Origin of the sequence: uncultured Slackia sp. (assembly GCF_944321625.1) — a bacterium.
Lineage (GTDB): Bacteria > Actinomycetota > Coriobacteriia > Coriobacteriales > Eggerthellaceae > Slackia.
Genome location: NZ_CALUMA010000013.1, coordinates 1 through 24,587 on the forward strand (window position 1 = coordinate 1; position 24,587 = coordinate 24,587).

Annotated in this window: 18 protein-coding genes and 1 pseudogene; 4 read left to right on the forward strand and 15 right to left on the reverse strand. The window is 59.3% G+C overall.

Features of this window, described 5'->3' with window-relative positions; genetic code table 11:
* The 4 genes and pseudogenes from Q0J60_RS01030 to Q0J60_RS01045 form a co-directional block, all read right to left on the reverse strand.
* Positions 1-535, reverse strand: a pseudogene (locus tag Q0J60_RS01030) (carbamate kinase); the annotation flags it as partial.
* 153 nt (positions 536-688) lie between these two features.
* Positions 689-2,227 (reverse strand): YfcC family protein, encoded by a 1,539-nt coding sequence (locus tag Q0J60_RS01035; protein ID WP_294438343.1) that lies wholly within the window; start codon positions 2,225-2,227, stop codon positions 689-691.
* Between the two features lie 198 nt (positions 2,228-2,425).
* Positions 2,426-3,679: an agmatine/peptidylarginine deiminase gene (locus tag Q0J60_RS01040; RefSeq protein ID WP_294438344.1), complete on the reverse strand. Its 1,254-nt coding sequence runs from the start codon at positions 3,677-3,679 to the stop codon at positions 2,426-2,428.
* Positions 3,680-3,823: 144 nt separating this feature from the next.
* Positions 3,824-4,945: an ornithine carbamoyltransferase gene (locus tag Q0J60_RS01045; protein WP_294438345.1), complete on the reverse strand. Its 1,122-nt coding sequence runs from the start codon at positions 4,943-4,945 to the stop codon at positions 3,824-3,826.
* 191 nt (positions 4,946-5,136) lie between these two features.
* Between Q0J60_RS01045 and Q0J60_RS01050 the strand changes: the two genes are divergently transcribed.
* From Q0J60_RS01050 to Q0J60_RS01060, 3 genes are all read left to right on the forward strand, one after another.
* Positions 5,137-5,745, forward strand: a complete 609-nt coding sequence (locus tag Q0J60_RS01050) for a TetR/AcrR family transcriptional regulator (protein ID WP_294438346.1) — start codon at positions 5,137-5,139, stop codon at positions 5,743-5,745.
* A 522-nt stretch (positions 5,746-6,267) separates the two neighbouring features.
* On the forward strand, positions 6,268-6,486 hold the full coding sequence (locus Q0J60_RS01055; protein ID WP_294438347.1) for an acyl carrier protein: 219 nt from the start codon (positions 6,268-6,270) through the stop codon (positions 6,484-6,486).
* A gap of 352 nt (positions 6,487-6,838) precedes the next feature.
* Positions 6,839-8,011 (forward strand): NADP-dependent malic enzyme, encoded by a 1,173-nt coding sequence (locus Q0J60_RS01060; protein ID WP_294438348.1) that lies wholly within the window; start codon positions 6,839-6,841, stop codon positions 8,009-8,011.
* 151 nt (positions 8,012-8,162) lie between these two features.
* Here Q0J60_RS01060 and Q0J60_RS01065 read toward each other — a convergent pair whose 3' ends face one another.
* From Q0J60_RS01065 to Q0J60_RS01105, 9 genes are all read right to left on the reverse strand, one after another.
* Positions 8,163-8,780 carry a hypothetical protein gene (locus Q0J60_RS01065; RefSeq protein WP_294438349.1) on the reverse strand — a complete coding sequence of 206 codons (618 nt, stop codon included), beginning with the start codon at positions 8,778-8,780 and terminating at the stop codon, positions 8,163-8,165.
* Positions 8,777-10,225, reverse strand: coding sequence for a hypothetical protein (locus Q0J60_RS01070; RefSeq protein ID WP_294438350.1), 1,449 nt, complete (start codon positions 10,223-10,225; stop codon positions 8,777-8,779). Before Q0J60_RS01070 ends, Q0J60_RS01065 begins: the two co-directional genes overlap by 4 nt.
* A gap of 11 nt (positions 10,226-10,236) precedes the next feature.
* Positions 10,237-12,177 carry an EAL domain-containing protein gene (locus Q0J60_RS01075; protein WP_294438351.1) on the reverse strand — a complete coding sequence of 647 codons (1,941 nt, stop codon included), beginning with the start codon at positions 12,175-12,177 and terminating at the stop codon, positions 10,237-10,239.
* A gap of 158 nt (positions 12,178-12,335) precedes the next feature.
* A complete protein-coding gene (locus Q0J60_RS01080) occupies positions 12,336-13,694 on the reverse strand; it encodes a DHA2 family efflux MFS transporter permease subunit (RefSeq protein WP_294438352.1) in 1,359 nt (452 codons plus the stop codon).
* Between the two features lie 512 nt (positions 13,695-14,206).
* The gene (gene rho / locus Q0J60_RS01085; protein ID WP_294438353.1) at positions 14,207-16,372 is read right to left on the reverse strand and encodes a transcription termination factor Rho; all 2,166 of its coding nucleotides are present in this window, start codon (positions 16,370-16,372) and stop codon (positions 14,207-14,209) included.
* Complete coding sequence (gene fsa, locus Q0J60_RS01090) at positions 16,369-17,049, reverse strand: fructose-6-phosphate aldolase (protein WP_294438354.1); 681 nt, start codon at positions 17,047-17,049, stop codon at positions 16,369-16,371. Before fsa ends, rho begins: the two co-directional genes overlap by 4 nt.
* A gap of 292 nt (positions 17,050-17,341) precedes the next feature.
* Positions 17,342-18,544 carry a MalY/PatB family protein gene (locus Q0J60_RS01095; RefSeq protein WP_294438355.1) on the reverse strand — a complete coding sequence of 401 codons (1,203 nt, stop codon included), beginning with the start codon at positions 18,542-18,544 and terminating at the stop codon, positions 17,342-17,344.
* A gap of 146 nt (positions 18,545-18,690) precedes the next feature.
* Complete coding sequence (locus Q0J60_RS01100) at positions 18,691-19,683, reverse strand: alpha/beta hydrolase fold domain-containing protein (RefSeq protein ID WP_294438356.1); 993 nt, start codon at positions 19,681-19,683, stop codon at positions 18,691-18,693.
* A 136-nt stretch (positions 19,684-19,819) separates the two neighbouring features.
* On the reverse strand, positions 19,820-21,115 hold the full coding sequence (locus tag Q0J60_RS01105; RefSeq protein WP_294438357.1) for a nitrate/nitrite transporter: 1,296 nt from the start codon (positions 21,113-21,115) through the stop codon (positions 19,820-19,822).
* 386 nt (positions 21,116-21,501) lie between these two features.
* On the opposite strand from Q0J60_RS01105, the gene Q0J60_RS01110 reads away from it, so the two are divergent.
* Positions 21,502-23,004, forward strand: a complete 1,503-nt coding sequence (locus Q0J60_RS01110) for a helix-turn-helix transcriptional regulator (RefSeq protein ID WP_294438358.1) — start codon at positions 21,502-21,504, stop codon at positions 23,002-23,004.
* A 190-nt stretch (positions 23,005-23,194) separates the two neighbouring features.
* On the opposite strand, the gene Q0J60_RS01115 is transcribed toward Q0J60_RS01110, so the two are convergent.
* Positions 23,195-23,620: a peptidylprolyl isomerase gene (locus Q0J60_RS01115; protein ID WP_294438359.1), complete on the reverse strand. Its 426-nt coding sequence runs from the start codon at positions 23,618-23,620 to the stop codon at positions 23,195-23,197.
* A gap of 251 nt (positions 23,621-23,871) precedes the next feature.
* Positions 23,872-24,318: a PaaI family thioesterase gene (locus Q0J60_RS01120; RefSeq protein ID WP_294438360.1), complete on the reverse strand. Its 447-nt coding sequence runs from the start codon at positions 24,316-24,318 to the stop codon at positions 23,872-23,874.
* Between the last annotated feature and the right edge of the window lie 269 nt (positions 24,319-24,587).

The following is a 24,587-nucleotide window of genomic DNA, read 5'->3' on the forward strand; positions in this document are numbered from 1 at the left end:
CGGACTCCACGATGCGGCGGGGCTTGGGGCTCGCGACCACCTGGCGCCAGCCGCGGCCCGCGTCCTCCTTGTAGGTCCAGCCGGTCTCGGCGGCCTTGGCCTCGGCCTCCTCCTTCGTCAGGAACGCGCCCACGGGCTTGGTGGGGTTCTCGAAGGCGGGGTCGTCAGGATAGACCACGGTCTGCGTAACCACGTTGGCGGTGGAGCGCATGATGCCGCGCCTCTTCATCTCGTTGAGGGTGGCCTGGGAGGGCTGGTAGCCGATGTAGCCCTGCGACATGGCTCCCGCCTCGGGGAAGGGCATCTCGGGGGTCTTGCCGTCGTTGGCGCTTGCGTAGGCGAAGGCGTTGTTGATCATGCCCACCTGGGGGCCGTTGCCGTGGGTCACGATCACGTTGATGCCGTCCGCGACCATGTCCACGATGTGGCGCGCGGTGTTCTTCACCAGCTCGAGCTGCTCCTGGGGCGTGTTGCCCAGGGCGTTGCCGCCGAGCGCGATGACGACGGACTTACCGGAACCTTTGGTATATGGCATAAAGCATCTTCCTTTCTCATCTATTCAATTCGATTCTTGAAATGGCGACGCCCGCCGCGCAGAGAAGGTAAACGGCGGGCGTCTCTTTATGCTGAAATCGGGGCAAGGAGCAACTGGATTCGCCCCGATTTCTTCAGGGATATAAGCTTTATACTACTGGCCAATCAGCAGGCCGACCTCGAGGAACACGCAGCACACGACGAAGAGGATGGCAACAATCGGAGCAGCCTTCTTCACCCATGTGCCATACCCCACATGAGCCGCTTGCGTGCATGTCATCACGGCAATTGAGCACGGAGTAATCATCTTTGCCAGGCCGAGGGCCATGCTGTAGATGGTCACCATCAGCGGAATAGACACGCCGGCGAACACGGAGAGCGACGCCATGATGGAGAATGTTGCAGCAGCCAGACCGGTGGAGCTAGGAATGAAGCAAGCGAGCACGAAATAGAACAGCAAGGCAACGACAACAAACACAGCAGGAGGCAGCGCAGAGAGCGTCATTTCTCCGAAGTGCAGAATGGTCGCAGTGATTCCGCCAGCATCCATGATGACCTGGATACCGCGCGCAAGAGGAACTACCAAGGCAACAGGGAGAAGATTTGCGCAGCCCCTCATCACGATATCAACCGTATCATCAATCTTGTAGCCCAGAATAAAGCCCGTCACGATAGTGAATACCAGAAGCTCCATAGAAAGCTCGACGAAATACCAGGAGCCGAAGGGCGTAATATCGGAACCGATAATGGTGCTCAAAATAGGCGTGCCCGCAATCCAAACCGGCAGATCGTCGAACAGCGTAAATCCAGGAATCAGCGAAGTCCAAGGCACCAGAGAAATAATCATGACCACGATTGCCGCGCACATAACCACCAGGCCAATCGCTTGGCGACGCGTGAACTTGGTGTCGCCTTCAGCCATGGGGAATTCCTTGAGATCCTCTTCATGGCGGAAGAACTGCAGAGAACGCTCAGGGTGCTTTTTAACCATGGCGGCATAACGTGCAATGATAAACGACACGAGCGCAATCATGGCAATAAGGAGCACCACGCGGAAAATCAAACCTTCGCCAGGAGAAACACCAGCGATGCCAGACGCAAGACCCACAGAGAACGGATTGACCGTGGAGGCCAGGCAACCTGCCTGAGTACCGAGAATAGGAATCATGATGGCAACAATTGTGTCAGCACCCAAGGCCAAGAAAATGGGGATAAACATAATCGCATACACAATTGCATCTTCATATGCGCCCATAACCGTACCCAGAAGCGCCATCACGGCAACCAGGATCGTAATCAGAACGGTCATGTTGTCCTTGAAGGCATCGGAAATCTTCTTAAGGGCGATTTTCAGAATAGACGACTCGTCCAGCATCTGGAGAAACGCACCGAAGATCATGATGAAGAGCGAGATAGAGATCGCAGCATCAGTGGTTTCGGAGCCGACCATGCCGATGATAGGCGCCACCAAAATATCCCAGATACCCTGAGGATTAGATTCCATCACTTGATAGGTACCAGCAATTGCCTGGCCGCTCTCGTCAAGTTCGTACTGACCACCCGGCACAAACCAGGTCAGCACGGCAACCAGGGCAATAACGATCATCAAAATGACGTAGGTATTAGGAGATTTGAATTCCTTCTTTTCTTTTTTCTTCTTCGGCTTCTCAGAAGCAACGTCGACGGTACCCATGTGTACCCCTTTCCGCCGCCGCATTATCACGACAGCCCGAGAACACCATCTCCGTATCACTCACCTGCTCAGAAATGCAGCAGAAACGCACTACGGAGATGACCCCTTTGATGCGGGTCCATATGCCCGCTTTGGGCGAATCAGGGACGGCCACTGCACCCCTCGCGCACGACCGTCCCATCTTTGCCCGTCAGTTTCTTAGCGGCCGGCCTTGCCGAACGCAGGAATCTGCTTGGTCGCGCAGTGAATTCCGCCGCCGCGGATATTGAGCGCCGTCGTGTTGATGGCGACCACCTTACGGTCGGGGAACACGCTCTGGAGCACCGCAACAGCCTGGGCGTCGCGTTCCTTAATCTCCTCGGGCATACCCTCCTGCCAGTAGGACTGAGCGAGAACCACGTTGTTCATAATCAGGAAGTTGCAGTAGCTCAAAGCAGGCTGCATTTTCATGGGCACGCCGTGAGGCATCGGGGTGCCATCATCAAGCTCGTCCTTGTCGTCCAGGTAACGGTGCGACCAGGTGTCGCAAATCCAATCGCCGGGCTTGGAGGTCACATAGAACGGCACGGGGACGGGCATGCGCACGATCTTGAAGGGGTTACCGTCGGCATCGGTGGCGTTCTTCAGCACCTCGTAGCACGCGTCCAGGCGCTCCTTGCTGATACGAGCAGAGTTGAGCGCAGCGACCTCTCCAGTGCTGACCTCATCAAGAACGATGGTATGGGGGTCAACGCAGCGGCACATCTCGTCGATGTGACCGTTGGCCGAGGAGGAACGGAACACGTTCTCGCCGTCAACCACGTCGAGCACGCCGGACGTGGTGAGCTCATCATCGTAGACACCCTTGTCCAGCCAAATGATCTTCTTCAGGTTGCACGTACGCTTGAAGTCCTCCTCGACCTCCTCGAGGGTGCGATCGCCGTTGCGCTTGGTCCACTCGGTGTCGCGCAGAGCCATCATCACACCTTGGCCGTTGAACTCCTTGTCACCGCCCTCGCTGATCAACGTGGAGTTGACGATGTGCTTGCAGCCGAACTCAAGCGCCAGATGCGGAGCATAATTGCCGCACTTGAACGCCACTTCGCTGTTCTCGTCATCCTGGCCGTACATATTGAAGCGGAAGTTGGCCAGCTGCACATGCCCCTCGTCATCGACCATGATGTCCGGGCCGTAGTCGCGGCACCAGCTGCTGCCGTCGGGATACATGGTGAAGCGAATCTTGTCCACATCGACGCCCGCAGAGGTAAGAACGCCCTTGCAATGCAGCAGAATCTCCTGGGAGACGCAGTTCACAACCACCTGGGTCTCATCCTGCAGCGCCTTCACAATCTGCGCGAACACGTTCTCGTAATTCTGGCCCTCCATGACATAGGGGAACTGGGGCCAGCTCAAAAGACAGGCCTCCTGATGCTCGAATTCACCGGGAACTCGGAACGTGGCTTCGTTGGACATGTCCTTTTCCTTTCTCTAGCTGCTCTTGCCTCTTTGCCAAGAGCTATTGCTTAGAATCCGCTCATAGAGCGGAGGCCTTCCACCGTCATGGCAGGCCGCCGTATCCAGCAAACCGACGGCCCACCATGACGGCAGAACGACAATCTATCCGAGCACCGCCTGGAGCACAGCCTTGATGGTGTGCTGGCGATTTTCGGCCTCACGGAAGATGTGCTTCGCCTGCTGCTCAAACACTTCGTCGGTCACTTCGAAGCCCTTGTGCAGGAACTCAGCGAGCTCGGGATCGTCAGGTGCAACGATGTCGGCGAGCTCCTTGCCCGCCTCGTGGTCGCAGTTGTGGGTGGCGGGCAGCATATGGAGCACCACGACATCAGGATTGCCAGTGCGCTCAAGCAGCTCCTTGTTCACCTGATACGGACGGAAACGCACGATACCGGGCAGCCACGCCGGAGCGGGATCGGTGAAGAAGCCCCAGTTCTCGGTCGCGAACGCATCGACGCCCTTCACGGCATCGAGGTCGTCGGTCTCGATGAAGCTGCACTCGGGATGGTACTTGGCATACAGAGCCTCGACGATGGCGCGCTTCTCGGCGGGCATACGGGACTCCCAGTGATTGGGCATGGTGCCTTCGGGGACGTACTTGTGATACATCTCGCGCTGGGACGGCGTGAGCTTGCTCAGCGCCTCCTCAAACTCCATGAACGAAGTGACGTACACGAAGTTCATGCCCAGCATGGCGCACATAACGGCGTAGGAGAACGAGTTCACTTCGCCGCCGCGGCCGATGAAGCAGAAGGTCTTACCGGCCAGACCGTCGCGACCCCAAATCTCCTGCAGCGTCATGGCATCGGCGAGCATCTGAGTGGGATGCTGGTGGTTGGTGTAACCGTTGATCACGGGAATGGTGCAGTCCTTCACCATTTCGAGCAGCTGAGCGTGCGAAGGACCGCGATATGCGATGGCAGCATACATGCCAGAGAACACGCGCATGGAGTCCTTGATGGTCTCCTTCTTGCCGAAGTGGGAATTGGACAGATACGTCGTGCCCATGCCCAAATCGCAACCGGATGTCTCGAAAGCGCAGCGAGTACGGGTGGAACCCATCTCGAACAGCATCAGCAGATTCTTGCCGTTGTAGCGGCGCTGATCGATGCCCTCGTAGCGCTCACGCTTTACCTCATGAGCAAGGTCAAGCAGGTAGTTGATTTCTTCGGGAGTGAAGTCTTCCAGAGCCAGGAAGTTGCGTCCTTTGAGCGGTGCAGTCACGATGTCCTCCTTCTCGAGTGTTTACATACATTCATGTATGTATGTTTATAAGATACACCGATGTATGTTAAAGTCAATGAGAAATTTCGTTTTGAGGTAAAATTTGCTACCCTGCGATATGAAAAGTTGCAGAAGAAATAACTCCGGCGCGCGCCGTCGCGCTAGACGCCGGCAAAGACTAGGGAATGACCATGGGACGCAAGCCATCCAACGTACGCGAGAAAATTATCCGTGCAGCATATGAGGTCATACAAGAAAAGGGCTATTCAAAAACCACCCTTGAGAACATCGTGCAGCGTGCTGGCCTTACGCGAGGAGCGTTCTATTACTACTTTACCGATAAGGACGAGATTCTTCAGGAGCTTGAGAAACGCTACGAAGCCACCTACCGCAATCCCTATGGGCAAATCGCGCGCGCCGACACGGTTTTCGGCACCATCAAAAACCTCTTCATAAGCAACATCCTCTCAAAGAAGGAACCCAATCCCTACGCTGTTATGTTTCGCTACCGCGTGGAAAGTGGCACGCAGCTAGAGGGGCTGAGGGAGCGTCAATGCGATTTGGACTACGACTTCATCGAGGTGATTGCGAAACTTATTCAGCAGGGAATTGATTCCGGGGAATTCGATCAGGCCATCGATGCCCGCGAGCATGCATGTTCTATCTATCTCGTGCTCTTAGGATACGACACCTTCCTGCTTACCCACGGCAAGGCGCCGTATGCCCCCGCGGAAATCGAGCAATGGGCAGAGCGCATGGCGGACATTGTGTTAAAGCCCCTCCTTCTGCCCACTGAATAGCTGAATCGAACACATGCAGACATCATTTCGGCATAGCCCAAATTGTTGATTATGAGCTATGCCGGCGATTGTCGCATTCGAGCGCTATCAAGTGCCGCTGGATGAGCGTTTTTACACCCAACGGCAGCGTATCTAGCGCGTTTCCCGTTCTGCCGCTCACGTGCAGCAGGTATGGTTTTCGACGAAACATGAACCGCCGTTGAAGAAGAACAATGGCATCGCGCCGGGCACGCGCCCACCCTCCCCCACCCTTGCATACGCCCTCTGTGCGCCACGCGCTTATCCTGGGCGCACTGGCAATGCAGCCACGCCAGCATTCGAGCAGCCTTGCGTTCCCTAGGAAGAGCAGCAAAATGTGGTGAAACCCTTCACGCACGCAACATGTCTCGGTCGCCCGCATGAAATGCGATAGAATATCGACGATTACCAAGGCACCGAGGCGCCTGCGAACCGCTGGGGTTCCAACCGTTCCGAACAGCTCCTCCCTGCCCCAAACGTCAACCCCAAGAAAGGACGTGCCCCATGGCAACGCTGGACACCGTCAAGGAAATCCTGCAGGAGAACCTGGACATCGAGCCCGAGAACGTGAACGAGGACTCCACCTTTGATTCGCTGGGCATCGACTCCCTGGATATGGTCGAGCTCATCTGCGAGATTGAGGAGAAGTGCGACGTCGAGTTCGGCGAGCCCGAAGGCCTTGAGACCGTCGGCCAGCTGGTTTCCTACATCGACTCCCTGTAGGCCCCGCATACAGTGCCCCGCCTCATTTCAGGCGGGGCATTTTTGCTGAACGCGGCGTTGTTATATATGACCTAATCGAAAAACGGACTATTTTTCAAGAATCTTTGTGCATGCATCACGTTGAAGGCTTTGATTTTGCCGTTGTCTTGCAGCATTTGCTCCAAATTTGCTGCTTTTGGTCTGCCCAATGGAGGAGTTTTCCTCTCTTGAGCCCCCCGAGCACAAAGAATCTCGATTTTTTGTCCGAATCCGGTTTGGGCCTTATATCACGTTTCAGAATTTTGCATAACAACCTTTATATATGCATATTATTGAAAACTCTATCGAATTATGAGAGAAGGAGCACACTGACATGGACGCGAAGGAATTCGCCCTTGAGCAGCATGAGAAGTGGCAAGGCAAAATTGAGGTCATTAGCCGCGCGCAGATCAATACGCCCGAAGATTTGGCAGTGGCATACACCCCCGGCGTCGCCGAACCGTGCCTGAAGATCGCCGAAGATGTTAATCTGTCCTACACCTACACGCGTCGCGGCAACCTGGTCGCCGTGGTGACCGACGGCAGCGCCGTGCTTGGCCTGGGCAACATCGGCCCCGAGGCCGGCATGCCCGTCATGGAGGGCAAGTGCGCCCTGTTCAAGGCCTTTGCCGACGTGGATGCGTTCCCGCTGTGCATCCGCTCCAACGACGTGGATGAAATCGTGCACACGGTCGAGCTTCTTGCCGGAAGCTTCGGCGGCATCAATCTGGAAGACATCTCGGCGCCGCGTTGCTTTGAAATCGAGCGCCGCCTCAAGGAAGTATGCGATATCCCTATCTTCCATGACGATCAGCACGGCACCGCAGTAGTGACCTGCGCCGCCCTCATTAACGCGTGCCGCCTCACCGGACGCGAGCTGTCCGATGTGCGCGTGGTGTTCTCTGGCGCTGGCGCGGCGGGCATCTCCATTGCCAAGCTCATGCAGCGCATGGGCGTCAAGGACGTCATCATCTGCGATCGCAAGGGCGCCATCTACGAGGGCCGCGAAGGCCTGAACCCCGAAAAGGCCGAAATCGCCACGTGGACCAATCGCGAAGGCGTCACCGGCACCCTGGCGGACGCCGTCAAGGGAGCCGACGTGTTCGTGGGCGTGTCCGCCCCGGGCGTGCTCACGCAAGACATGGTACGCACGATGGCCGCCGACCCGATCATCTTTGCCTGCGCAAACCCCGTGCCGGAGATCATGCCGGACGAGGCGCTTGCCGCCGGCGCCGCCGTGGCCGCCACAGGCCGCTCCGACTTCCCCAACCAGATCAACAACGTGCTTGCGTTCCCAGGCATTTTCCGCGGCGCTCTTGATGTGCGCGCTTCCGACATCAACGATGACATGATGGAGGCCGCCGCCTACGCCATCGCCGGCTTGGTGGACGACGAGCATCGTTGCGCCGAGTACGTCATTCCCGGCGCTTTCGACGAGCGCGTCGCTCCTGCCGTTGCCGCCGCCGTGGCGGACGCCGCGCGCAAGAGTGGCGTGGCGCGCCTCTAGGCGCATTCAGCCGCAAGCATTGGTGCTCCGGCCTTGATGGCTTAATCAAAAGACCCAAAGCTGAACTTGAACTGCCTCCCATTTCTTGGACACAAGAGATGGGAGGCTTTCTTATGTCTTGCTTGTCATGAGGAATGCAGGAAAATGCCGGCTACCTGGTCGCGCAGACATACGAGGACGCCCAGGAAGATTCGCCAGAAGAAGCCTCCGCGCATCCCGGGCAAAATACATCTTCCAGGTCAAAGGGCGAAGCAAACTCTTTCTCGCGTCCCGTCGAAAGGTCGACAATGGCCCCCTCCCAACGGATAACCGTCACGTCGTCGGCACGCGTTACCGGCTCTTCGCCCTGCAGACGCGCATCGCGCACGCATGCAAAATCCTCTGTTTCAACTACGTACTCGGGCGCAAAATCGTCGGAGGGCGTCGCTAGCGCAGCGCTCTCTTCATTTGCCAGCGCGACCGTCATCAGGTCGAGCAACTCTGAGCCATTCGAATACGACCTGGTTCCCAGCATAGGCCCAAAGACGCACGACGCTTCGCTGTCGATATAGAACGTGCGCAGGTAGCGTTTGCGCTTGCGGTCGCGACGACGAGAATCGGCCAGCAGAAGAACCATCGCGATAAGCCATATTGCTATGACCAGCGAATCGAATGACGAGGGAGCGCCGAGCATGCCCGGAACCAGCCATGCCGCAAGCGACACCGCCGCCAAGACGATCAGAAGCACAGCACGCACGAGAACGGCACGTTTCGAAGAAGGAAGGCTCATCGACGACGCCCCCTTCCCCGTCCACGCAGCTGCGAATCGAGCGACGAGAGAGCGCTTCCGGCTTGCGCCATGCCCACATTCGCAGCGATAACGCCCGCGGCAACGCCTGCGAGACCGACCGCACCCACCACATGAAGTGCCGTAGAGGCGGCTTCGGATATGCCCCCTATTGCGGGCTCCTCGCCGGGTACCGGGGTCGTCACCCCGAGAGGAGTATCCTCCTCGGAGATCGAGCTCGCGGCAGCTGCGGCGTCTGCAGAAACGTCCAGGGAACCGTCGGCTTTCGCCAGTTCATCGGAATTCGCGCCATCGGCTTGAGGCACGTCGTTAATAACGGCGATATCCTGGCCCAAAGGGCTTGGCGTATCCCAGAATGGACTCGAAACATCATTCGGCATCTGCGACGAACCCCCCTGATGCAAGGAGGTATTCGGCGAAGGTCGCGCGGCGTCAACGACATGGGATACATCACCGTTGGATGCGTCAGGAAATTCAGGTTGTGCGGCATCGCCGGAATTATCCGGCTTGGAAGCATCGGGGCTATCCTGCTCGTCGTCGTCGCCGGGAACGTCGGGGTCGACGTCCGCACCTGGCTCATCCGGGTCCGGCGTGTCGGGTTCGTCGGGATCAGGCACATCCGGGTCAGGCGTGTCAGGCTCATCCGGGTCCGGTACATCGGGCTCATCCGGATCGGGGACATCCGGGTCGGGCTCATCAGGGTCCGGAACCTCCGGCTCATCGGGGTCTTCCGGCTCGCCAGGCTCCGGCGCTATTTCCTTGGGAACAAGCAATCCGTCGATGTGCCACATGGAATCCCACACCGAATCGGCGCTCTTCACCACATACCACACCACGGTTTGTGTTTCAGGATCGAAATCGATACCGCCACGCGCACACGCCTCCGCAATTTGCTCCTCGGTGGGCAACTGCAGAATGCGCGCGTCAATCGCCTCGCCCGTCAGGTCGTAGAGCTGATCGCCATACAATTCGCCGCCGAACTCGGCGAAATCGGATGCGTCGAATGCCTGGTCGATATAGATGCCCGGCGAATACACGCCCGTCAAAATCTGCTGAAGCTCTTCTTCATTCTGAGGGTACGAATCGGTTCCGTCTTTGACCACCGCCACGAAGAAGCCGACGCTCACATGCGCCTTCGAAGCGCGCGAAGGCGAAGCCCCGGCGGAAGAATCTTCGCCACAAGATTGCGCGCCATATGCGGAAGCGTCATCGTCGCAGGACGTCGCAATGTACCCGGAGGCATGGTCGTCGTATGACGCCATCTCAGCATGTACGGAAGCGTCACCATCATGGGACTCTGCAGCATGCGCAGAAGCATGCGGCACACCCAGTACAAGAAGCAGCGAAAATGCAGCGATAAGCAGCGCACTCACCAGCGCAGGCGAGCGACGTGTGCCGTGTGATATGTTCGCAATGACGTGAGCCATGAGACCTTCGTTTATTCCGCCTTGTCGGCTGTCGAACCGTTGGATTGCATGGACCGTATTGTAGCGAAGACGTCGTCGATTGGCACCGGGCGCGCATAGAAGTATCCCTGGGCCTCCTCGATACCCAGACTGCGAACGAATTCGGCCTGCTCTTCAGTTTCGACGCCCTCGGCAACTGCCGCAAGTCCCTGCCCCTTCACCATTGCGGCGACCGAGCGGTACAACGCCTCGGCGGGCTCGCTCTCGACCGCAGCGGCAAGCAGCGTCTTGTCTATCTTGACCACGGAAAACGGCAGGCTCAAAATCGAATCGAGGTTCGCAAATCCCGACCCGAAATCATCCATGCAGAATTTCGACCCCGCCTCGCTCAATGTTTTGATGGCGCCCTCCACCTCAAAGCCGTAACGCGTGGAGACGGTTTCTGTGATTTCGAACTGGAACAGCGACGGGTCCACGCCCCACTGCTCCATAACCATCAGGGCAGAAAGCGCGAAATCGGCCTCCATGAGCTCGATAGGAGAAAGGTTGACCTTGATTGACGTGATTCCTGATGCGGCAAGTTCGTCAGCATGCTCCGCCACGAAACGGCATACCTCCCCGAACTGCACGCGCCCGAGTTCCGCGATGCGGCCCTCGCTTTCCGCCGTGTCGATGAATTCGTCCGGTGGGATATCGCCCAAAACGGGATGGCTCAACCTGCTCAGCACCTCAAAGCTGCAGAATCGGCCCTCTTGTAGCGAGAACAGAGGCTGAGCGTAGACGCTCACCAGCCCTTCGTCGATCGCATGCGCAAGATAGCGGCGCACTTCGCGATTTCGCCTGAACTGCTCGATAAACTCGTCTTGGTCCTCAGGGATTTCCAAGCCCGCCTGGAGTTTTTCGATAAGGAAGTCCACATACTGCGCGATGTCCTCCGCGCTCTCGAACGCCTCGAGCCCCGACGCGCTAGCGGCGACGGCATCGAGCCTCACAGACGACCCGCCCAGCTGCTGAGGCTGAGCGAACAGCGCGTTCAGCTCCTGGGTCACGCGGCGCGACTCGCGGCGCGAAAACGTCACGAACGCAAACGCCGATCCGCGCACGCGATACACCTGACGCGTCCTGCCTGACAGGACCGCCGCCCGCGCGCAAACCCTAATCGCCTCGTCGGCAAGCTGCGAACCCAGCAGGGCGTTGAGCATGGCCAGGCGCCGCAGCGTTATGATGACCACCGAAAACCTCCGCCTTCCTTTCAGAAGGTCGGCGATGCGCGTCCTGAATGCGGTCGCGTCGAAGGCGTGCGTGAGCGAATCCACGAACTCGAACGGGCTGCCCGCCGTGATGAACACCGAAAGCACCGCCATGGAAAGCCCGAACGACGTCAGGCGGATGTACGGGTTTACCATCTCCATGATTACGCACGCAAGCACAAGAACCGAGGCGCACCAGATGGCGGCCGCATCCAACGTGCGCAGCATCCTGCGATACGCAATCGCATAGATGATGCACATGACCGGATAGAACGCCATGCATAAATGGACCCCGACATACAGCGGACCGGGCGTTAAATAGCCGTCGGGACCGACGAAAAACACCGAATCGGTCATGAAAGACGAAACAGTAGCGATAGCGGCAAGAGCAAACGGCACGGATGTCGCAACGATGCGCCATGCTCTAATCTTGCCCTCGCCGCGGCAAAGCGATGCGGTGTAGGCCAGCATGAGGCATGTCGCAATGCATTGGAGCACGGTGATGACGGCCCTGAACGGCGCCGCAGCCTGGTCGATGCCAAGGCCCACAACCACGATGCCGCGCGCCACGCCGCAACCGACCACAAGGACGGTGGTGACGAAAAGCGCGGCGAACAACTTAAACTGCCTGCCGTGGCTTGCACGGCGGCTGAACGTCGCATACAAAAACACGAGCGCGAGGATGGCGATAGACGCGATGTGGAAATCGGCGCTCGGTCCCATCCAGCCCTCTTTTCGTGCATAGCGTATGCGGATAATGCAAAACCAACCGCTAATTATAAAGCAGTTCTCCCAGTTCGATGGGCAGATTTACGCCTTAAGTACCCACCGTCGAGCGCTCGGAGCGCCAACCGAATCGCAAGAGGCGCCGCTGGACGCCTCTAACGCACACGCGCCAGAATGCACACGAGGGTCATCACCGCGAACACGGCCGAAACGCCGAAAGCGGCACGATAGGCGGCCCCGCCCACGAGAAAGGGAACGCCCTCGACGCACATCACCATGAGCGCCGTGCCGACCGACGAAGCAGTCTGGCGCGCCGCCAAGCCGAACGCGCTTCCGTCCGATGTCTTCTTGCCCGTAAGCCCCATGAGACTCCACGAGGTCAAAGGCCCGATGAGCGATGACACGCCTATGGCGCGCACGCCCTGCAAGGCCATGACCAGCCAAAGCGGAGTCGACGCGTCCATGAATGCCATGCTCACCGCGCCGACCGCCAAGCATATGCCGCCGCCGATTGCCACAGGGCGAACGCCGATCTTGTCGGTTAGGATGCCCGCCAAGGGGTTGAATATAAGCGCCGCTACCGTGCCAGGAAGCAGCACCATACCTGCTTCGAGCGCTGTACCGCCCCGGAAATCCTCGATGAACAGCGGTACCAAGAGCGTGATGCCCATGAAGGACGCGCACAGGAAGCACTGCGCCCAAAAGCCCACACGATAGTCGGCGTTGTCAAAGATGGACAGGTCGATGAGCGGCTCCTCGGTATGGTGCTGCCTGTAAGTGAACGCCATGAGACACAACAGACCCACAATGAGAGGCACCCAGATGTAAGGGCTGGTCAAAGGATGCGACGACGCCTCAGAGCATCCCGTAAGAATGCCGCCGAAGCCAATCGTGCACAGCACGAACGAGAACAAATCGAGCGACACCGAGAGCGAAGCATCGTTATGACGCTTGATCACGAACAGACAAAACGCCAGGATAAGCGCCGAAAGCACAACAAGCAGGACAAAGAAGCTACGCCATCCCCACGCGTCCACCATGGCGCCGCCGATGGTAGGCCCGATGTTGGGCGAAAACCCCATGGCAATGCCCGAGATGCCCATAGCCGTAGCCTTGCGCCCATCCGGAAACCGCGTCATGGCGATGGTCTGCAGAAGCGGCAGCAAAATACCCGCCGCAATAGCCTGCACGATACGCCCCGTCAAAAGCACGGGAAACGTCGTAGCAGTGGCCGCAATGGCAGCGCCGGCGATGAATATGACAATGGCAATAACAGTGAGGTCCTTCAGGCGAAAACGCCCCATGAAATACGACGCCAGAGGCACCACCGCGCCCAGCGTAAACATATACGCCGTGGTAAGCCACTGCCCCACGCCCGTAGCAATACCCAGCTCACCGCACACCGTAACCAGCATGGCGTTAAGCCCGGTCTGAGAAAGGTTGCCCAGCGCCGACGAGAGCACGACCACCGCGAAGATGGCATACGTCCAGCTCTTCCCCTCTTTAATCAGCATGGGCCCTCCCTCCAAAAACACCAAAGCCGCCCGCAGGCGACTTCAAAAGATGATAGCGCATCTCAATATAAAACCAACAACAAAACCAGCAGAGGGAATCGATGCGCATAAACATGCCCGCATGCTGCAATTTGCTTCTGAGCTAGCAAGTATATTCATGATTACGATTGCATACTGCCTGGTCACAAAGCTGCATTTTTCTTGATACTCCATAGTGGAATCAAAAACTGCAGCATGAGGACGTATTCTGCACCCGGGATAGGCGGTGATGCCCAAACGCGCACAAGCGAAGCGACGTGCGCCGTATGAACCAACACTCGAGACACTTGGCGACGCCTCAAGCCCCACCGTTGTTGTGAGCCGCGGGCAAGCGAAAGCGATGCCCGCCACGTGGGCAACAAAGCCCCGATTGGCCGGTTTCCCTTTCGAACTGGAGCGAGGGGATAGTGGGTGGGGGTTCAAGGGGGAGGGGGAAGGGGACACATCCCCTTCCCCCTCCCCCTTGGAAAGACTTAGAGTTCGAAATTCTCAGAATCCCTCTGCGACTGAGCCTTCTTGGCCGTGCGCAGCAAGAATTCCTGATTGTTATTCGTCTGCTTAAGCGACTTGATGAGCATATCCATCGCGCGCTCGGTGCTGTTCATGTTCGCCAGGATGCGACGCACCGCCCAGATGAGCGGAGCTTCCTGCGGGTTGAGCAGCAGGTCTTCGCGACGCGTGCCCGAGGCAACCGGATCGATGGCCGGGAACACGCGGCGGTCGGCCAGCGTGCGGTCCAGCTTGAGCTCCATGTTGCCGGTACCCTTGAACTCCTCGAAGATGACTTCGTCCATCTTCGACCCGGTCTCGATCAGGGCCGACGCCAGGATAGTGAGGCTGCCGCCGCCTTCGATGTTGCGGGCGGCGCCCAGGAAACGCTTGGGCGGATACAGAGCCGTGGAGTCCACGCCGCCGGAAAGGATGCGGCCCGACGCAGGCTGCGCCAGGTTGTAGGCGCGCGCCAGACGCGTAAGGCTGTCCAGCAGCACCACCACGTCCTCGCCCATCTCCACCAGACGCTTGGCGCGCTCGATGACCAGCTCGGACACGGCGATGTGATTCTCGGTGGGCATATCGAACGTGGAAGCGATGACCTCGCCCTTGATGGAGCGCTGCATATCGGTCACTTCTTCGGGACGTTCGTCCACGAGCAGGCACATCAGATGCACTTCGGGGTTGTTGGCCGTGATGGCGGCGGCGATGTCCTTCAGCACGGTGGTCTTACCGGCCTTGGGCGGACTCACTATCAGGCCGCGCTGGCCCTTGCCGATGGGCGACACCAGGTCGATCACGCGGGCGGTGATGGTGTGCTTGCCGTGCTCCATGGTCAGGCACTCGTCCGGGAACACCGGCGTGAGGTCGCCGAAGCGCACGCGCTGGCCCAGCTGATCGACCGCGACGCCGTTGACGGTGCTCACCTGCTGGAGCGCCGCGTACTTCTCGTTGTCGCGCTTGGGGCGCGTCTGGCCGGCAACCATATCGCCTTTGCGCAGGTTGTTGCGACGAATGGTGGCAAGACCCACGTACACGTCGTTCTCGCTAGGCAGATAGCCCTTGGTGCGCAGGAAGCCGTAGCCGTCCTGCATGATGTCGAGGATGCCCTCGACCTCGATGAAGCCCTCGGCACGAACCGACGCCTCGAACACCTTGGTCACCAGTTCGGCCTTCTTCAGGCCCGTGGCATCCACATCGAGCTCGGCGGCCTTCGCGCGAAGTTCCGCGACCTTGAGCTTGGCGAGATCTTCCAGCGTGGTTTTAGGGGCGATGGGCTCGCGGCCGTTATGCTGACGGCGCTGGCGACGCTGAGCATGCTGATCGGCGTGGTTCTGCTGCTTGCCGTTCTGCTGCTTATTCGCGCGGCGGTCGCGCTGGTTCTGGCGGTCGGCGCGATTGCGCTTCTCATAGCGATCGGATTTCGCATAGGAATCGCCCTTCGCCTCGCGGTCCTCGCGCTGGCGCTTGACGTATTTGGCGGATTCGCCCTGCTCGGCAGAAGCGTCGACAGCATCGGCCGAAGCGGGCTGCTCAGTCGCCTCGGCGGCGTCCTCATGCCCGGTATTGAGGGCCACGGTTTTACGCGGGCGGCCGGGACGGCGCTTGGGCTTCTCCTCAGCGGGAGCCTCGGATGCGGCGGCGTCGGAAGCGCTGCCGGATTCAGCGGCCTCAGATGCCTCCACCATGGCACGCAGCTTGGTGGAGCGGCCGGGGCGCTTGCGGGGTTCATCCGCGAGAGCCTCTTTTGCGGCGGACGTCGATGCGTCCTGAGAACCCTCGGCGGGAGTCGCCACGACCTCAGATTCAGCCTTGGCGGCATTCTTGCGCGGACGGCCCGGCTTGCGCTTGGGCTTTTCCGCCACAGGCGCATCAGCCGCGGCAGCGGCCTCGGCGGCGGGCTGCTCGGCGGGCGCCTCCTCGGTGCGCACCTTGCGCGGACGGCCGGGGCGGCGCTTGGGCTTCTCCTCGGCGGGAGCATCGGATGCGGCAGCCGCCTCAGCCGGAGCCTCAGCGGAAGCGGCCTTGCGCGTGCGGCGAACCGTGCGCTTTTTGGGGGCTTCCTCCGCCGGGGCGGCAGAAGCGGGTTCGGCGGAAACCTTCGTCGAACCCATCTCGGAGTTATTGTTCATCTCGTCGGAACTCATGCGTTAGCGACCTTTTCCCAATCCTTCAGAAACGCCTCGAGGCCACGGTCGGTCAGCGGGTGCTGGACCATCTTCTTCAGCACGGCGAAGGGCACGGTGGCGATGTCGGCGCCCATGAGCGCGGCCTGAGTCACATGGTTGGCGCTGCGCACTGAGGCGGCGATGATCTCGACCTGCTCGCCGTTGACAGTGTTCTCGGAGTAGTCGTAGTTGTTGATGGCGGTGACCACGTCTTCGAGCTGGGCGAGGCCGTTCTCGGAGATGTCATCGAAGCGGCCCACGAACGGCGAGATGTAGCGCGCGCCGGCACGGGCGGCCAGGATGGCCTGAGGCACGCTGAAGCACAGCGTCATGTTCACGCGGATGCCCTCGTCGGCGAGCGCGCGGCAGGCGGCCAGGCCCTCCACCATCGTGGGGATCTTCACGACCACGTTGGGAGCGATCTTGGCCAGCTCGCGGCCGTCGCGGATGATCTCGTCGCGGGTCATGGCAACGCTCTCGGCGCTTACGGGGCCGTCCACGATCTCGCAGATGCGCGCGATGTGATCATGGAAGTCGGCCAGCTTGCCGCCGATGCGCGAATACAGCGTGGGATTGGTGGTCACGCCAGCCAGGGCGCCCCAGCTTGCCGCCTCTTTGATCTCATCGAGGTCGGCGGTGTCCAGAAAGAACTTCACTTTTCCTCCTTAATACGGAAACGCCCGCAGCCGGGCAAACGACACGAATTGAAATATGCGTAATAACAGAGAATTCACCTTAGAACGTCCGGGTGCCCGAACTCGCATGCAAAAAGAACCAGCGCGAGTACGCCCGGAAAACTCATATGTAAAAGGGATTCGCATCAACGAACGTGCAGATAATACCACGACGCACACAAAAGCGGCGAAAGAAATATCTTTCGCCGCATAAAACCTGGGGATATACGTTTTTTTGCGTTTACGTAAAGCGCCTCAGCTCGCGCAAGACGGCTTACGCGAAATGAGGATCGTCCTTCGCCGCCTCGATGAAGCGCGTGATAGCCTTGTCCAGCACGCGGCGCGGGCACGCGATATTCCAGCGCTCGAATCCGGCTCCGCCGACGCCGAACATCTTGCCCTCGTCGAAGGCGATCTTGGCCTTCTCGATCGAGAACTTCTCCAGTTCGTCGGCATCGTCGAAGTAGGCGCGCCAATCGGTCCACACCAGATAGGTGCCCTCGTGCTCGGACCAACGCATCTTGGGGAACGCCTCGGACAGACGGCCGATGAGCAAGTCGTAGTTGCCCTTGAGGTATTCAAGCAGCTCTTCCAGCCACGGTTCGCACTCGTCGTAGACGCACATGGTCGCGTAGCGCGCGAAGTTGGTGGGGCCGTTGATGACCAGGTAGTTCATCTGGGCGTTAAAACGCTCGCGCAAACGTTCGTCAACGATCCAGATGTTGGAGTTCATCATGCCGGCAAGGTTGAACGTCTTGGAAGGCGCCGTGCATACGATGGCGTTGAGGCGCAGCACATCGGGCAGGAGCATCACGCTGGAGAGTGGACGATCCCCCATGATCAGATCGCCGTGGATTTCGTCCGACACCAACAGCACGCCATGGTGCTCGCAGATCTCGGCAACGCGGCGCACCTCGTCGAGCGTCCACACTCGCCCCACGGGATTGTGGGGATTGCAGAACAGCATGACCTTGGCATCGGGGCGAGAGCACGCCTCCTCGAGCCCCTCGAAGTCGATGTCGTAGTGTAGACGGCCGTCCTCGGCGACGCTTTCAATCAGCGGGTTGTTGATGGCGACGCGGCCGTGGACTTCGGTCTCGTAGCGGAAGGGGTAATACACCGGCTCCTGGATGATGATGCCGTCGCCCGGCATCGAGAACGTGCAGATGGCACCCGCAAGCGCCTGCACCACGCCCTGGGCGGGCACGAGCCACTCGAACTCGGGCGTATAGCCCTGGCGACGCGTAAACCACCCCTGGACCGACTTGAAGTAGTCCTCATCGGAGTTCTGGTAGCCAAACACGCCGTTCTGGGCCAGATCGACCAGACAGCGACGCAGCTCGGGCGGAGCAGTGAACTCCATATCGGCCACGCTCAAGGGGACGATGTCCTCCAGATCACCCTCAGTGAAGGGATTGTGCACCCATTTGGACGCGCCTGTTCCGCGGCGGTCGATGAGCGTTTCGAAATCGTACATGGGACTCCCCTTTCTACAGGAAGCCGCCCTCATGAGCGGGGGCGGCTCCGTTTGAACGCATTGCGGGACAAGACGCAGCGCCGCACTGGGCCCAGGCGACGCGTGACGGGCAGGCGACGCACCGGCCGCCCGCCCCTAAGGCGTCGTTACGCGTGATGCTTCTTCCAGAACTCCGCGGAATCCTCGATGCACTGATTGGCGGCATCAAGCATGCGGGTGTAGATGACGAATGCATGCAGCACGCCGTCATAGAGCTTGTATTCGCACGGCACGCCATTGGCGTTGAGCGCCTCGTACATGCACTCGCTGTCGTCGCGCAGCGGGTCGAGCTCGGCGGCGGCCAGGAAGGTGGCGGGCATGGAGGTCTTCAGGTCGTTGTGGAGCATATCCACGTAGGGCTGGGACGCCTTCTCCTTGAGCTCGGCGTCGGTGCTTTCCTTCTCGCCGAAGAACCAAATCTTGTTGTAGTACAGCAGATCCTCTTCGCGCATGCCGTCCTCGAGCCAGCCGCACAGACGACGCGACTTGGAATCGGCCAGGCCGTAGAAGCCGTAGTACAGAAGCAGCGTCTTGACGAAGGAGTTGTCGCCCTCCTCGTCGCGCAGCCACAGGTTAGCGGCCATCGAGATCACGGCACCGCCGGAATCGCCCGCGAACGAGAGGTCGTTGCCGTCGATGCCCTTCTCGTCGCCATGCTCGTGCAGGAACTTGGCCACAGCCACAGCCTCTTCGATGCAGGTGGGATAGGTGGACTCGGGCGACAGATGGTAGTCGACGCTCACCACGGCAGCGCCGGTGTGGGTTGCCAGCAGGCGGCACACGCGGTCATGCGTGTCGACGCTGCCCACCACGAAGCCACCGCCGTGCACGTACACGATCACGGGCAGCTTCTCGGCCTCGACGGGATAGTAGTAGCGAACCTTGAACTCGCCCATGGGGCCCTCGAGGAACTCGTCGGACACCTTGGCCATCGCAGGAGGCTCCTCGTTCCAATAAGCGCGCTCCTTGACGTAGTTGGCGCGCATCTCCTCGAAGCCCGCATTGGTGTCGAACGCGTCGCCCGCAATCTCCTGCGATTTGACGAGAACGGCCTTCATCTGGTCGTTCATAAGCTTGTTCAGGTCGAGTTTGTTATCCATGATGCAACTCCTCACTCTTGTGCGGCCGCGACGAATCCCCTCGCTTTTTCGCGAACCGCAAGACGTACAAACGCTGCCTATGATGCAGCGAAACGCGGACGGCACTCAGCCGCCCGCGTCTTTTGAAACGAAACCGTTATTCGGTCTTCTCGCCCGCAGCTTCCATCTTGGCAAGGTTCTTCTTGCCGGCGCGCAGGGTGAGGGCCGCGAACAGCATGCCACCCACGCAGAAGGCAATCAGGATCATGAAGATGGTGGTGTAGGCGTCGTTGCCCTGCTGGTCCATTATCACGCCGAACCAAGTGTGCATGAACGCGTCGGGGCACAGGCCGATAATGGAGATCAGGCCCACGCCGGTACCGAACAGATGCGGCGGGATATGAGCCTCAGCCAGCTGACCGGAAGCGATGCCGTACAGGCCGTTCATCACGAAGGCGAGCAGGCACACCAGCACGGCCACGACAACGATGATGGACGGGTCATGCGGCAGGAAGATAAGGGCAGCCAGGCACACGATAGCGCCGATCATACCAACAACGATGACCTTGGACGGAGAGCCAACCTTCTTGGCGACCCAGCCGAACACGGGAGCCGAAAGGATGGACACGCCGTAGGAACGCACGACGCTGATGACGGTGGCGATGACCACAGGAGCGGCCAGCACGGAGGTCATGAACGGCGTGGTGAAGGAAGCGCCAACGTACACGAAGTACACGCAGATCATGGTCAGAGCAGCCCACCACACGGCAGGAATCTTCAGAGCCTGGCCAGCGGCGCGGAAGTCGAACATCTTAGCATCGGGAATGATTTCGCCCTCGAACTTGGGGATGAAGATAAATGCCAGGATGCCGCACAGAAGAATGAGGACACCGGAGATGATGAGCAGAGCCGTGACGCCCATCGCAGCATCGGGAAACGCCGCGACAATGGCGGTCTGGATGAGGCTCAGCACCAGGCCGACGCCACCATAGATACCGTAGGACAGACCAATCTTCTGGGAATACTCTTCCTCATCGCAAATCATACGGACGAGCTTGTAGCGGGTGCCCCACCAAATAAGAATGGAGAACACGGCGTACAGGATGAACACGACCACCAGCGTGCCGTATGAAGGCAGCGTGGCGTAGTAGAACGTGAGCAACGCGACGCCCAGATAACCGACCCAGGAAAGCGTGCGCACGCGAATCTTGTCGGCGATAACGCCCGAGAAGAAATAGAACACAACAGCCGCGATGCCGTAGATGGACACGAGCGTGTTGAGCTCAGTGTTGGTGCAGCCCAACGCCTGCATCAGCGGATCGTAGAACACCGTCTTCAGATAGATGGGACCGTAGATGACCGATGAACCCATGCTGACCAGAATCAGCAGCATCCATCGGTGGGGAGTGGAGAGATCTTTGTAGCTTTTCTCTCCGAGCGCGTTTCCTGCCATGGGCAAGCCCCTTTCTCGAATGCGTCCGACGGCACTCGCTTGCGATCCGCGGACGCCCTCATACGCTATCGGCCATTCCCTGCGCCTTTCCGCACGCGATGCCGCATGAATGCGCGCGCAAGGTTCCCTTGGAATGGAACACGACAGCGTCATTGTGCTTGAGCGAGACGTAATGAGGTATCCTTATCAAGGCATGAATTTGCACATAATGAATACGCCATTACTGGAGAAATCAATATCGCATCGAAAAAGGGATTTCACAAAATGGCGATTGCGAGTAAAATTTGAAAGTTAGGTTGCAGGCATTCTAGCGATGTTTCTGGACCGCGCATGGCGGGCACGATGGTCATCATCGGAACACCGGCACAACGATTGAAAGCGGGAATATGAGCACGACCGCATCCAAGAACCGAATCGCCTCGTTTGCCTCGTCCGCTCCCCTGCGCCTCAAACGCGGCCTTGCGGCAGTTCGCACTTCCCCCTATCTCTGCCTCGCCCTCATCTCCGCTTGGCACTACAGCCTCTGGTTCGTGCCCAACGCTACAGGACTTTTAGGCATCACATCGTTCGACGTCACGTTTGTCTGGCTTCTCACGCTAGGGTTCGCCGCGCTGTTCTTGCTGACGCTTCCCTTTGGAATCAAGCGGATAGACACCGGTGAGCACCTGGGCGTCGTTCCTATCGCCGCCGGCGTGCTCTCTGCAGCCACGCTTGCATTCTGCCTGGTGTTTCCCTTTGTTCACGGTGCACCGTTCTATGCCATGGCCACGGCGATTGCTTGTCTTTTCGGACTTTGCCAAGCGCTCATCTGGATATTCGGCGGAGCAAGCTGCTCGCGCGCCAAGGCGACGTTTGCCGTGCGCGACGTGGCGCTCACCTTCGCACTGGTCACGGTTGTCGCAATGGCAGCAAGCATGGTGCTGCCCACGCCCGCCGCTGCGGTCCTCGCCGCTGCATTCCCCATCGCATCGGCCATCGCGTACCGCAACACCATGGCGCGATCGGGTGGCTGCCCCGAGCCGGTGCTCCTGCCGCAAAAGTCGAGCAAGGCGCTGCGCACGAGTGCCATCGTCATCCTGGTCACGGGGGGCATGCTCTCAATCGCAGACACGTTCGCGACCTGCATCATTCCGACCGAGCTGACGGGCGTGCTTTTCCACGCGAACGTGCTTGCTTGGACGCTTGCCGGGGGCGTCATCATCATCAGCGTCGCGCTTCTCCTGTACGCCTCGCGGTTCAGTGACGGCGAGCCTTATTCGCTCGTTCCCGTCCTCATGGCCCTTTCCATCGTTGCCCTGGTATTCGTCGTGAAAAGCGGAGAGCTTGCCGTGGCGGCATTCGCACTGGGCATGGGCATCTGCGTTTGCATGGAAATCCTTATGCTCACGTTCTTCGGAGCGCTTGCCACCCGGGGATACATGGCGCCCGCCATCGCCTTCGGCGTCTCGGAAGGCATCATGCGGCTGGGCAGCACCATCGGCAATTCTGCCGCCGTATTTTTTGAGCAGAACAACCTGGTAAGCAGCAGTCTCACTGCCGACACCTGCCTTCTGGGCGTATGTGTGATCGGCTTTCTCATCATCGCCGCAACCCGCCAGCAACATGCACTCACCGCGCTTGCCAGCGCGCCGCTTTCCGTCGACGAGGTTGACACCGTGTGCGAAGACGCAGCGGCGGAGTTCGGTCTGTCACCGCGCGAAACGGAGGTGCTCAAGCTCCTGGCGCGCAATCACAGCATCGATTCCATCGCCAAGAAATTCGTGATTTCGCCGTACACGGTGCAAACGCACATCCAGCATATCTATCGCAAGCTGCATGTGCATCGCCGCAGCGAGCTGCTGGACTACATCAATCTGCGCCGCGACGCCATTCGCGAGCACAAGGAATAGAGGCGTATCCAGGGCTCGCATGCCCCAGATGCGCCCCATATTGCCGTGCCCCGCTTCCCCGCGAACCTCAAAGCAACAAAAAACGCGCCCAAGGAAAACCTCGGACGCGTTGCGATTCGATGCGGTAGCACTCCGCCTTGCCATGCATCCCCAACTCTTTGAGAACGCACGACTGAAGCAGGGAGAGCGCTTAGCCCTCGATCTCCACCAGCTCAATCTCAAAGGTGAGATCCTTGCCGGCGAGCTCATGGTTCATGTCGAACGTGGCATATTCGGAATCCACACTGACAACCTTCGCCGGGAAGGGGCCCATGGGGCCGTTGAAGTACACGGTCTGACCCACGGGAAGCTGGTCGGCGTTAGGAATATTAGCCACGGGAACCTGCTGGACGGCCTGCGGATTGTACTCGCCATACGCCTGATCAGCGGGAATCTTCACGGTCTTCTTCTCGCCGAGCTCCATATCCTTGACCGCCGCATCAAAGCCGGGAATCATCTGACCGGCCATACACACGAACTCGATGGGCTCGCCGCGATCGTAGCTGCAGTCGAACTGCGTGCCGTCATCCAGCGTGCCGCGATAGTGCGCCTTGACCTTCTTGCCTTCGTTGCTCATGAAGGAATCCTTTCAAAGAGATTTTACGGTCGCACCACTATACCCGACCCAAGCCGACAATGCGCGCCGCGGCCGCCCAACCCGCTATTTTTCCTCAGATTCGCCCCACGCATGCCCACGTGAGCCGTTTGCCAGCCAAGCCGAAGGCAGCTTGACGAGCCTGCGCGCCGCAGCACCCGAAACACTCGAAATGTCGCAAAGCCGAAGCGGTGCGCACGCTTGCCATGCGTAAACATGACCCGCGCAAACGTCTAGTCTTCATCTAAGAACTTAGGCGGAAGCGGGTCGGACCCCGTTGCCTCGACCGCCGCCGAAATGGGTTGGACCGAAGGCGACGCGAACAGCTTCGACGTCGCATGGGCAAGGAGCTTGCCCGACTCGTCACGCACTTCCGCCTCGGTGAGGCTGATGGTTCGCCCGTGCTTGATGACGCGGCCCTCGCATATCACCGTGCCACCCTTCGTCGAATGCAGATCGCTCACCGTGAGGTCGATGGTGGTATATCCCATGCCCTCATCAACGCTGCAGTACAGCGCCCAATAGGTGACGTTGTCCAGCAGCGCCGCGTACGCGCCTCCGTGAATGCCGCCGAATGCGTTGAGCAGGTTGCCCACAGGCATGACGGAACGCGCGTACCCCTCGCGCATCTCCTCCATGCGAATGCCCATGTGGTTGAGAAACGGACTTTTGTTCGCCATCTCTATGACGCGTTGTACATGTTCGGGGTTGATTCTTTTCATTCGAACGTCCCTTCTTTCTGCCGTTGTGTCATCTCGCACTATAGCCTATCGCTCACGCGCTCGGCCTGACACGGCGAATCTACCCACTTCCAAACTGGCGGCCTCCGAGCCAGCAACCTCCAACCTCCAACCTCCAACCTCCAGTCTCCAGTCTCCAGCCTCCAGTCCCCAATCCCACGCGCCTTTAATGCGCCACCTCCCCCCGAAATAAAAACCGCTCGCCATAA